This is a genomic window from Pseudidiomarina sp. WS423, from assembly GCF_050750165.1.
Taxonomy (GTDB): domain Bacteria; phylum Pseudomonadota; class Gammaproteobacteria; order Enterobacterales; family Alteromonadaceae; genus Pseudidiomarina; species Pseudidiomarina fusca.
This window is the reverse complement of record NZ_JBOJLN010000002.1, coordinates 161,353-172,303: the sequence shown is the minus strand read 5'-3', so window position 1 is coordinate 172,303 and position 10,951 is coordinate 161,353. Positions and strand designations below refer to the sequence as shown.

The 10,951-nt window shown below is 52.5% G+C and carries 8 protein-coding genes; 6 read left to right on the top strand and 2 right to left on the bottom strand.

What is annotated here, in order from left to right:
* Nucleotides 1-27: 27 nt before the first annotated feature.
* Nucleotides 28-2,157, bottom strand: a complete 2,130-nt coding sequence (fadJ, locus tag ACQ661_RS03810; protein WP_431667676.1) for a fatty acid oxidation complex subunit alpha FadJ — start codon at nucleotides 2,155-2,157, stop codon at nucleotides 28-30.
* Nucleotides 2,157-3,467, bottom strand: coding sequence for an acetyl-CoA C-acyltransferase FadI (gene fadI / locus ACQ661_RS03805; RefSeq protein WP_153825797.1), 1,311 nt, complete (start codon nucleotides 3,465-3,467; stop codon nucleotides 2,157-2,159). The genes fadJ and fadI overlap by 1 nt, the downstream gene beginning before the upstream one ends.
* Before the next feature lie 237 nt (nucleotides 3,468-3,704).
* Between fadI and ACQ661_RS03800 the strand changes: the two genes are divergently transcribed.
* From ACQ661_RS03800 to ACQ661_RS03775, 6 genes are read left to right on the top strand one after another with little or no spacing between them, the layout of a single operon-like run.
* Complete coding sequence (locus ACQ661_RS03800; RefSeq protein WP_110074820.1) at nucleotides 3,705-4,661, top strand: AAA family ATPase; 957 nt, start codon at nucleotides 3,705-3,707, stop codon at nucleotides 4,659-4,661.
* 11 nt (nucleotides 4,662-4,672) lie between these two features.
* On the top strand, nucleotides 4,673-5,680 hold the full coding sequence (locus tag ACQ661_RS03795; RefSeq protein WP_431667675.1) for a DUF58 domain-containing protein: 1,008 nt from the start codon (nucleotides 4,673-4,675) through the stop codon (nucleotides 5,678-5,680).
* Nucleotides 5,677-6,195, top strand: a complete 519-nt coding sequence (locus ACQ661_RS03790) for a DUF4381 domain-containing protein (RefSeq protein ID WP_431667674.1) — start codon at nucleotides 5,677-5,679, stop codon at nucleotides 6,193-6,195. Before ACQ661_RS03795 ends, ACQ661_RS03790 begins: the two co-directional genes overlap by 4 nt.
* Nucleotides 6,188-7,192: a vWA domain-containing protein gene (locus tag ACQ661_RS03785; RefSeq protein WP_431667673.1), complete on the top strand. Its 1,005-nt coding sequence runs from the start codon at nucleotides 6,188-6,190 to the stop codon at nucleotides 7,190-7,192. Before ACQ661_RS03790 ends, ACQ661_RS03785 begins: the two co-directional genes overlap by 8 nt.
* Nucleotides 7,189-9,138: a VWA domain-containing protein gene (locus ACQ661_RS03780; protein ID WP_313932447.1), complete on the top strand. Its 1,950-nt coding sequence runs from the start codon at nucleotides 7,189-7,191 to the stop codon at nucleotides 9,136-9,138. The genes ACQ661_RS03785 and ACQ661_RS03780 overlap by 4 nt, the downstream gene beginning before the upstream one ends.
* A complete protein-coding gene (locus tag ACQ661_RS03775) occupies nucleotides 9,132-10,934 on the top strand; it encodes a BatD family protein (RefSeq protein WP_313932448.1) in 1,803 nt (600 codons plus the stop codon). The genes ACQ661_RS03780 and ACQ661_RS03775 overlap by 7 nt, the downstream gene beginning before the upstream one ends.
* Nucleotides 10,935-10,951: the final 17 nt, after the last annotated feature.

The window sequence follows — 10,951 nt, the reverse complement described above, 5'->3', positions numbered from 1 at the left end:
AACCCCCTACTACAAGTCTACGAGCGCTTAATAAAAGCGCTCGTTATTTGTTGCCATTTTAACCAATAATGGCGCTGGTTGATAGCGTTCACCATGCTGCTGTTGGTAAGCTTGCAAACGACTCACCACCTCAGCAATGCCTAGCGCGTCCATATAACGGAACGGTCCGCCACGGAAAGGCGGGAAACCGATACCAAAAATGGCACCAATATCACCATCACGAGCACAGCTTATGATGCCTTCGTCTAAACAGTACGCGGCCTCATTGAGCATCAGCAACACGGTGCGCTGGGCAATCTCGTCAGCACTCAGTTGGCTTGCTGCGGTTACGCCTAACAAGCTATACACCGAGCTATCAACCTGTTTGCCCGCTTGCTTACCTTGGTAGTCGTAAAAGCCCTTTTTGTTTTTCTTACCCTTGCGCTCATCGTCCAGCAATTTGCCAAATGCTTCTGGCGCTTGGAATCGATCGCCAAGTTCATTTGCCAAAATAGGTGCGACTTTGGCAGCCACATCAATCCCTACTTCGTCCATCAGTTTCATCGGCCCGACCGGGAAGCCAAACTTAACCAGCGCTTTATCTACCACGTCGATCGGCTCACCCGCTAACACCAGGCGCGCAGCTTCGTTCATGTACGGGGCTAAAATACGATTGACGTAAAAGCCAGCACCATCTTTGACCACAATCGGGGTTTTTCCTTGCTTTTTAGCCAAGGCCACCGTGGTCGCAATGGTTTCTGCTGAGGTACGCTCATGGGTAATAATTTCTGCCAACGGCATCTTATCTACCGGCGAGAAATAATGCAGACCAATCACATTTTCTGGGCGCTCTGCTTTGGCAGCGATTTGCGTAATAGGTAAGCTTGAGGTATTGGTTGCAAAAATAGTGTGCGGATTGCCTGCTGCTTCTACATCGGCCACCATCTGTTGCTTTAAGCCAAGATCTTCAAAGACCGCCTCAATCACCACATCAACCTTGTCAAAGCCGCTGTAATCAAGGGTACCGCTCAGGCTCAGCATGGTCGCTTCTAATTCTGTCCGGGTCATGTGCTTGCGCTTTACTTTACTATGAAGCAGGTCGTAGCTGTACTTCAACGCATGCACAATGCCTTGTTCGTTGATGTCTTTAATGCGTGCCGGTAGTTTCGCTTTAGCAGCCGTGACATAAGCAATACCGCCGCCCATCAACCCACCGCCAAGCACGCCAACGCGCTGAATAGCACGTGGCTTAGTATCGCCCGCACCGGTTTCTTTCTTCATCGCCGTGGTGGCGAAAAAAATCTGCCGTAGCTCTTTGGATTCCGGCGTCATTGCCAGTTCACCAAATTGCTTGGCCTCATAGGCTAAGCCAGCTTGAAAGCCCTTGCTGGCACCACAGGCTAAGGTATCAATGATTTTATCGAGCGCCGGGTAGTTACCTTTTGCTTTTGCTTGAGCTTGTTCGCGCGCCTTTTTAAACATGAAATTACGCCCAAACGAGGTGCCTTCCAGCACTTTGCTGACACCTTTTAGCTTAACTTTGCGCACTTTTGCCTTGCTCGCCAGTGCCTTCTCGACCGCTGCATCCAATAAGATACTCGCAGGCACGACATCATCAACAATCCCGAGTTTACGGGCTTGTTTGGCACGTAATTGCTTGCCAGCCAAAATTAATGGTAGGGCTTTTTGAATCCCAATCAGACGTGGTAACCGTTGGGTCCCACCTGAGCCTGGCAACAGCCCTAACTGCACTTCAGGTAAGCCAATCACAGTGCGGTTATTGTCCGTCGCAATCCGATAATGACAGGCTAACGCAAGTTCTAACCCACCACCTAAACAAGCACCATCAATGGCTGCCACCACCGGCACCGCCAACTGTTCGATTCTATCGAACATAGCCTGCCCTTGGCGCGCTAAACTTTCCGCATCGGCAGCATTGGTGCAGGCATCAATCATGCTGATATCAGCACCGGCCACAAAGGAGCCTGGCTTATCACTGATCAGCACCACCCCACGTAAATCTTGGTGCTGCTCCAACTGATTCAGAACATGAGCTACCTCATCAGCAAAAGAAGCTTTTAAGGTGTTCATCGATTCGCCAGGAACATCGATATGGATAACCGCCACATGGTCGTCGCGTAGCTCTAAAGTAAAAGCTCGGTTGTTATCTGTTGTCATTATTCGGTCTCCACAATCATCGCAGCACCTAAGCCACCAGCAGCACATGCGGTGGTTAAACCAACCCCGCCACCACGACGTTTTAATTCATTTAAAGTTTGCGTAATCAAGCGCGTGCCCGTTGCCGCAAACGGATGGCCATAAGCCAGGGAGCCACCCAACACATTAAACTTATCCATATCAATCTCGCCGATGGCTTCACTGCGGCCCAGCTTTTCTTGGGCAAACTTGGTGCTGGCAAACATCTTCATGTTTGCTAACGTCTGCGCCGCAAAAGCTTCATGCATTTCAATCAGGGTCAGATCCGACAACTTCATGCCAGCTCTATCAAGGGCGATAGGAGTAGCGTAAGACGGCCCCATCAGCATGTCTTGCCAAACATCTATGGCGCTGAAGGCATAACTACGAATGTAACCAAGGATGTCATAGCCTAACGCCTTGGCTTTGCTTTCTGTCATCATCAAAATAGCGCTAGCACCATCGGTTAAAGCGGTACTGTTGGCCGCTGTGACTGACCCGTGCTTTTTATCAAACACCGGCCGAAGTTTGGCATAGCCTTCTAGTTTAGAGTCTGAGCGAATGGTGTTATCGCGCTTTAAGAAGTCTTTGTATGGCTCAGCATAAGCGGTCATCACTTCGTTATCTAACACACCTGACTGCCACGCTTGATGCGCCAAAGTATGCGAACGATGAGCTAACGCATCTTGATCGGCACGGCTGATGCCATGGGTCTTAGCCATCTGCTCGGCCGTCTCACCCATGCTTAGGTTAGTGCTGTACTCAGCAATCGCAGGTGGTACTGGGAGTAAATCCTTCAATCGTAGCTTGCGCAAAATAGCAAGGCGCTGACCAAGGCTGCGCGCTTTGTTTAAATCAACCAGCGCATGGGCTAACGCCCGTGAGGCGCCAATCGGCAGTACGGATGACGAATCCGCGCCGCCGGCGATCCCCACGGTGGTATTGCCGGCCATCATACTTTCTAAAACATTAACGGTGGTTTGGAAACTGGTCGCACAAGCCCGTGACACGCTGTAAGCATCGGTGGTTACCGGCAAACTGGTGCCTAACACTATTTCTCGCGCGATGTTCGGCGCCTTAGGCATTTGCACCACTTGGCCGTACACTAAAAGTTCAACTTCACGCGGATCTAAGCTGTATTTATTGAGTAATTCTTGCACCACCATTTTGCCCATATCCAGCGCCGGAACGCCATGGAAATAGGTGGCTTGCTTAGCAAATGGCGTCCGTAGACCTGCTACGATAGCAATCCGTTCGCCCTGTGCCGTGGTCAGATTCTGACGTGCGACCATGTGTTATTCCTCTGTTGCTGTATCATGGTCATAACCCAAGCTGGTCTGACCTCATAGATGGTTACAAATTTTAGCGGGTCTTGCTCGAGATTTAAACCGTTGTTTTAGGTAAAGTCTCAACTTACACTAGTAACTGATAGTATCATGCATAGTAGCTATCAATCGTCACCGCGGTATCACAGCGACCATACAGCCCAGTTCTTGCTACAACAGCTCGAGTAACAGAAGAGGATCAGAATGGCAGCCGAACAGTTCCAAGCCTTGCACGCCTATCTTAATAGTCAAGTTATCGGCCAGCCCGAATTTACTGAGGGCCTACTCATTGCCATTTTAGCTGATGGCCACCTATTGGTTGAAGGCCCACCTGGGCTGGCCAAGACCCGTGCGGTTAATGCCTTAGCCACAGGGATTGAAGGCAGCTTTCACCGGGTGCAGTTCACGCCTGATTTGTTGCCTGCGGATTTAACTGGAACCGACATCTATCGCGCCGAAACCGGTAGCTTTGAGTTTCAGCAGGGGCCGCTGTTTCATAACATCATTCTAGCAGATGAAATTAACCGCGCCCCAGCGAAAGTACAATCAGCTTTATTAGAGGCTATGGCCGAGCGGCAAATCACCGTGGGTCAAACCACCTACAAGCTGCCGCCGTTGTTTATGGTGCTGGCTACCCAGAACCCGCTTGAACAAGAAGGCACTTACCCGCTGCCAGAGGCGCAGTTGGATCGCTTTTTGATGCAACTCAACTTGGATTATCCCAATGCTGCAGTCGAGCGTGATATTTTGCGCCTGACGCGCGGCGAAGAACTCGAGGGGCAAGCAAGCATGCCAAGCCCCGTCACGCAAGCGGATATTTTTGCGGCCCGTCGTGAAGTCCTAGAAATTTATATGGACGACAGCGTTGAAGAATATTTAGTACAACTGATTATTGCCACCCGCACCCCAGATTTTTATTCAGCGGATTTAGCCCGCTGGTTGAGTTACGGCGCTAGTCCGCGGGCCACCATTGCCCTCGACCGCTGTGCAAGAGCTAGAGCTTGGTTAAACCAACGTGACTTTGTGACCCCTGATGATATTCATTATGTGTTTGCTCACGTGTTAAGGCACCGCATCATTTTGAGTTATCAAGCGGAAGCTGATGGTATCGATGCTGATACTGTATTGAGCAAAATTATTGAGCTAGTCCCAGCACCTTAATGGCTAACAGCATGCATGAAACGGCCGCTACTTGGTTAGCACAATGGCACAGCGACGGGGTTAAGGTAGCAGCCCACGAGCTGATGTACTACCGCAGTAAAGCTGCAGCCCTAGCGCGCTTGCGGCCACGCCTGAAGCCAGGTCGTAGTGGCGCCTTACTGAGCAAAGTCAAAGGGCGCGGGATGGAGTTTGACGAGTTTCGTCATTACCAAGCTGGCGATGATATTCGAGCGATTGATTGGCGCGTCACCGCTCGCACTGGTACGCCACACACCAAGTTGTTTCGTGAGGAACGAGAACGCCCGGTGTTGCTGGTGGTCGATTTTAGTGACAGCATGCAATTTGGCTCGCAACTGTTACTCAAATCGGTACAAGCTTGCCATCTAGCCAGTGCCTTAGCATGGCTAGCCGTTGCCCGTGGCGATCGCGTCGGCGCCCTATTGGCAAGCACTCCGTCGGCACAGAGCCAACCCCAGCATATTGAATTGCGACCGCAAGCTCGCGAGCACGCAGTGACCCGCATCATCCAGCAGCTCGTAACCGCACAAAATCAGGCGCTACAGAACTGGCAGCAACCCCATCAAGAGCGCGCCAGTGTATTACCCTATTTGCTGCAACGTACCCTGCAGGTCGCCAAACCCGGCACCTTGGTGTATGTGATCAGCGACTGGCGAGGCTTACTAACGAATAGTCAGCAGCCGGCAGATACTGCGGCTGTGCAAGCTTTGTTGGCACTGCAACGCCACTGTCAGTTAGTTCCGATGCAGTTAGTCGACCCCCTTGAGCTTAGTCTAGAAGCCGTGGCACAAGCGCAAATTTCCGAACAGCTAGCGCTCACTGATGGTCAGGTGGAATGGCAGTTTGACCCACACCAAGCCCATCAGCAGCAACAGTACGCTAACGCTGCCGCCGCATGGCAACAACAGTTGGTCCAACAGTTTCAACAACAAGCGCTAGAGCTGTGGCAGTTTTCTGCCGCCACACCGCTGGAGTCACAATGGCCAGGAGTACGCCTATGACCTGGCTTGATAATGGCAACCCATTAGAGACCATGCACGACATCGTGGCCGCACCTGCTGCGCATTGGTGGCCTTTAGCTCCGGGTTGGTGGGTACTAACTTTATTGGTCTTAGTTGTGCTGATTAGCGCGAGCTGGCTGAGCTGGCGAGCGTGGCAGCGCCGCCGGCCGCAACGAGCCGCTTTAAAACAATTAAAACAATCCCCAGCAGACAGTTTAGGGCAACTTAATTTGCAGCTAAAACAAGCCGCCTTGGGTTATTTTCCGCGCTCACAAATCAGTGCTCTACAGGGCCCTTTGTGGTGGCAATTTCTAGCCCAGCAATTACCGCCACGGCACCAGCAACAACTGGCTGAGTTGCTGCAACAGGGGCCGCTGTTAAGCTACCAAAAAGCCCCGTTAACGCCTCAGCAATTGGCTGACTATCAGCGTTTTGCCCTGCTCTGGGTGCAGCATGCCCTGCCACCGAAGCCGAAGCGCTCAGCGGCACCAGTGCAAGGAGGCCAGCATGATTGAGTTTGCTTGGTGGTGGGCTGCACTACTGTGGCCGCTGCCGTGGTTGGTGTGGCGGTTGCTACCAGCTGCCCATCCACCGTTGGTGGCATTGCGGCTGCCGGTGCTACCCGTTACAGCAACCACAAGGATTGAACGCCACTCGCGGCTGGGCTGGCGTAAATGGATGGCCGGGTTAATTTGGACCCTGCTGGTACTGGCGTTAATGCAACCCCAGTGGTTAGGCGAACCGGTGAGCGCGCGCAACGAAGGGCGAGAAATGATTTTGGCTATCGACTTATCCGGCAGTATGGAAATTGCCGACATGGAAATAGCGGGTGAACAAGTCGACCGACTGACCATGGTTAAGCATGTGATGGGGGATTTTATTGCCCGCCGCGTGGGCGACCGTCTTGGCTTGATCCTATTTGCTGATACTGCTTACGTGCAAGCTCCCATGAGCTACGATAGAGACAGCATCAAACAGCTGTTAGATGAAGCCGAACTGCGCTTAATTGGTGAACGTACCGCCATTGGTGATGCTATTGCGCTGAGCGTGAAACGCTTTATTGCCCGCGAGCAGTCGAACAAAATCATCATTTTGCTCACCGACGGCCAAAATACCGCGGGTAATGTCTCACCAGAGCAAGCGCTACAACTGGCGCAGTATCATGGGGTGAAAATTTATGCCATTGGGGTGGGTGCTGAAGAAGTGATTGTGGAGGGTTATTTTGGTCAACGCCGCGTGAATCCTAGCCGCGACCTAGATGAAGATATGCTACGCAACTTAGCTAATAGCACCGGTGGGGAATATTTCCGCGCCCGCTCTACCAGCGAGCTGGAGCAAATCTACCAACGCTTAGATGAGTTCGAGCCCATTCAAGCAGAGAGTCAGCAACGGCGCCCACAGACAGCACTTTTCTTTTGGCCACTAGGGCTTGCCTGGGCAATGATGCTGCTCGCTGGCCTACTCCCTTGGCTGCTACGCCGTTTCAGACCAGCAGCAGGAGGTCGCTCATGAGTGAATTTCAGCTTCTGCGCCCTTGGTGGTTACTAGGACTGCTTCCGCTGGCACTACTGGCTTGGACTTGGCTGCGCCAGCGTAGCGCGAGTGGTGGCTGGCACCAGTTACTGCCAGCCCATTTACAACCGGTGCTGTTACCTAAAGCCGCGGCACAGCGCCAGGTGTGGCCGCTGTATTGCGCGTTACTCGCCCTCCTCTGCATCAACTTGGCACTCGCTGGCCCTACCTGGCAACGGCTGCCACAACCGGTTTACCAGTTGAATGCTGGCAGTGTGGTGGTGGTAGATATGTCGCTATCTATGTACAGCACGGATTTACCGCCCAATCGGCTCACTCAGTTGCGCTTTAAAGTCACTGATTTAGTGCGCGAACGGCTGGATGGCGAAGTGGGTTTAGTGGCGTATGCTGGTGACGCCTTTACGATTAGTCCGTTAACCAATGACGGCGCTAACCTAGTGAACTTAATTCGCGCCTTAAGCCCAGATATCATGCCAGAACTTGGCAGTAATCCGCTGGCCGGCTTGCGTCAAGCCGATGAGTTGTTGCGTGCAGCGGGCTACCCGCAAGGTGACATTTATTGGGTCACCGACGGTATTCAAACGGCCGACCAACAGGATATCTATAACTTCATCAGTAGCAGTGGCCATCGCGTAAGCGTTCTAGCGGTTGCCACCGCAACCGGCGCCCCTATTCAATTACCTTCCGGCCAGCTTTACCGCGATAGTAGCGGCTCGGTGGTTGTGCCCACGGTGCAATTCAGCCGTTTGGAGAGTCTGGCCAAACGTGCCGGGGGACGCTTCAGTATCATCCGCAGTGACCAACAGGATCTTGATTACCTAGGTAGTCAGCCGCCCTTGAGCCGTGACGGTGAGCTCACCGAAGGTCAAGCCGGCGACCAGTGGCAAGAAGCCGGCCCCTGGCTCTTAGTTGTGGCAGCGTTGCTGCTACTGCCGCTCGCTCGAGCTGGAGCTTTAACTCAGGTTCTACAAGCCTTACCTGGCAAAAATTTATCCAGCAGCTGGTTAGCGCTGGTGAGCCAAACACTGATGCTAGCTGGCAGTCTAGTGCTGCTCAGCGGCTTAACCAGTAGCCCGGCGCTGGCCCAAACCCCGTCAGGCCAGAACTCGTCAAACCAAAGTTCATCGAACCAGAGCTCATCCAACCAAAACTCGGCTGCGCCAGCAGCCTCGTCACAGCAATGGCTGCAACAGTGGCAACAGCTGTGGCAAACGCCCTATCAACAGGCGGACCAAGCCCTGCAACAACAAGATTATGAACAAGCGGCGGCGACTGCGACCGACCCTTGGCAACGGGGTACAGCTAATTACCGCGCCGGCAATTATGACCAAGCCTTGGTTGATTTCTCCCAAGTTGATAGCGCTGAAGGCTTTTACAATCAAGGCAATAGTCTGATGCAGTTAGGCCGCTATCAAGAAGCTGCCAACAGCTATGCTGCGGCTTTGACACGCCGCCCAGACTGGCCAGAGGCACAGGAAAATAAAGCGCTAGCCGAGACCCTGCAGCAGCAACAAGAACAACAGCAAGACAACCCGTCCAGCGATAATAACACCGGCCAGCAACAGCAAAAGGATGGTGAGGGCAGCAGCAGCGATACTGATGCTGAGGGTCAACAAGCTGAGCAAAATGATCGTACCGACGCTGAGGACCAAGCTCCAGCCGACGAGCCAGGCCAAGAAGAAGAAGACGCGGCGACGCCAGAACAGACCGAACCGCAGGCTGAGCAACAAGGCGAGGAGCAATCCCAAGCCTTATCTGCAGCGGAACAACAGCAAAACGTCAGCGACGAACAGCGGCAGCAAATGGAGCAATGGCTGAATCGCATTGAGGATGACCCAGCCGTGCTACTGCGCAATAAAATGCTACGCGAAGCGCAACAGCGCCGCGGCAATAGAAAACCCAAAGGAGTACAGCAAGAGTGGTAATATCTCGTCAACTTTTAATGCTAGCTAGCATCTTGGTCGTAGGCTTACTGAGCTTACCCCAGGCCCTTGCCGAACCTACTGAGGTGATTGCCAGTGTGGATAGAAATCCGGTGTTGGCAGGCCAGCTATTTAACTTAACAGTTACGGTAAATGATGATATCGACCAAGATGAAATAAATGTCGAGCAACAGTTAAATCAGTTTCGAATTGTTAATTCGCGTTCTTCTCGTAGTACCCGAGTGATTAATGGTGACATGAGTCGCACCACCACCTTCGTGTTCAGTTTACAGGCACCACAACAGGTCGGCACCCTGACTATTCCAGCCCTAAGTGTTGGCGATGTTAGCAGCCAACCCATAGAACTGACGCTATTAGCTAGTGATCAAGCGGATGCTCTAAGCGAATCCCAGCCAGCCTTTATTCGCACCAGCGTTGAGTCCACTCAGGTTTATGTGCAGCAACAATTTAAACTGATATCGCGACTCTACTTAGCGGCTAATTTGCATAGCGGCAATCTCATCGCCCCCGAGCTGGCCGATGCTGAAATCACTCAATTTGGGCAAGACCAAGAAAACTATGAAATTATTGATGGCAAACGCTATCAGGTGTACCAGCGAACCTATTTGATCACGCCGCAGCGCTCCGGCCAATTTACCCTTAATGGGCCTATGTTTGAAGGTTTGATCAGCAAGGATAGTGGTCGTTCTATTTTTTCTTCCATGAGCACCACCGAGCCGGTAACTGCCAGTGCGGAACCTATTGAACTACTGGTACAGCCGATCCCGAGTAGTTGGCAAGGCGACTGGCTACCGGCTGATTTGGTCACCTTAACCCTAGAAACAGATATAGACCCAGCACAGCAGTTACAGCAAGGCCAGCCGCTTACCTTAACGCTACGTACTACAGCGATGGGAGTAAGCCCCGACCAATTGCCGGCGTTGCAGTTACCAGACATCGCTGGGGTGAGCATCTATCCAGAGACGCCCCAACTCAACCAAGCGGTGCGTAACGACAATCTAATAGCTCAGCGTAGCCAAACCATTGCCATTATTCCTCGCCAAGGCGGTACCCTAGAGCTTCCCTCTTTTACGCTGCCTTGGTTTAACACGCGCACCCAGCAGCGGCAGGTCGCTAGTACCGACCAACTCACTTTTAACGTGGCCATCAATGGCTCAGCCACAGCAAATGAGTATCCAAGCAATCCTACTGATGTCAGTTCGGCCCCCAGCCAAGCCCCAAGCGCTACCGAGATGAATCAGCAAGGGCCAGCAGCGTCTGCCCAGAGTAGTTCGCCAAACAACCGCCTGTGGTATTGGTTAGCAGCTTTATTTGCCGCTCTTTGGGTGATAACCCTTAGCCTTTTTGCTAGCTATTGGCGACGCCAGCAACGTCAATCACGCCAGCCGCAAACTAACGCCACCAGCGCTACCAGCGATTCTGTTCGCCACGCTCTAAGTGGTGCTTTATGGCAACAACTGCAGCAAGCCTGCCAAGCAAATCAAGCCGCGGCGACAGACCAAGCTCTGCGTGCATGGGCAAACTCGATACTGGGCCAGCCTATCCATGATTTGACCGAGCTTAGCCGGCATTTTGCTCACCCGCCGCTAACCAGCCAAATTAACCACTTATTAAGCTGTCGATTTGGCCACCACAGCGTCGCCTCGGCTCCTGACCAACCATCCTGGCAAGAAGGCAAGGCCCTGTTGAGAAGTTTACAAGCGGCTTATAAGAACCACGTGAAATCCAGCAAAACCAAGCAACAGCAGAACGTCTTACCAGCACTTTATCCGCAGTAAGCACTAACACCTTGATA

What these genes read in the sequence shown, in the direction of transcription:
- fadJ (WP_431667676.1), bottom strand. Translation starts at nt 2,157, where the DNA reads ATGACAACAGATAACAACCGAGCTTTTACTTTAGAGCTACGCGACGAC.
- fadI (WP_153825797.1), bottom strand. Translation starts at nt 3,467, where the DNA reads ATGGTCGCACGTCAGAATCTGACCACGGCACAGGGCGAACGGATTGCT.
- ACQ661_RS03800 (WP_110074820.1), top strand. Translation starts at nt 3,705, where the DNA reads ATGGCAGCCGAACAGTTCCAAGCCTTGCACGCCTATCTTAATAGTCAA.
- ACQ661_RS03795 (WP_431667675.1), top strand. Translation starts at nt 4,673, where the DNA reads ATGCATGAAACGGCCGCTACTTGGTTAGCACAATGGCACAGCGACGGG.
- ACQ661_RS03790 (WP_431667674.1), top strand. Translation starts at nt 5,677, where the DNA reads ATGACCTGGCTTGATAATGGCAACCCATTAGAGACCATGCACGACATC.
- ACQ661_RS03785 (WP_431667673.1), top strand. Translation starts at nt 6,188, where the DNA reads ATGATTGAGTTTGCTTGGTGGTGGGCTGCACTACTGTGGCCGCTGCCG.
- ACQ661_RS03780 (WP_313932447.1), top strand. Translation starts at nt 7,189, where the DNA reads ATGAGTGAATTTCAGCTTCTGCGCCCTTGGTGGTTACTAGGACTGCTT.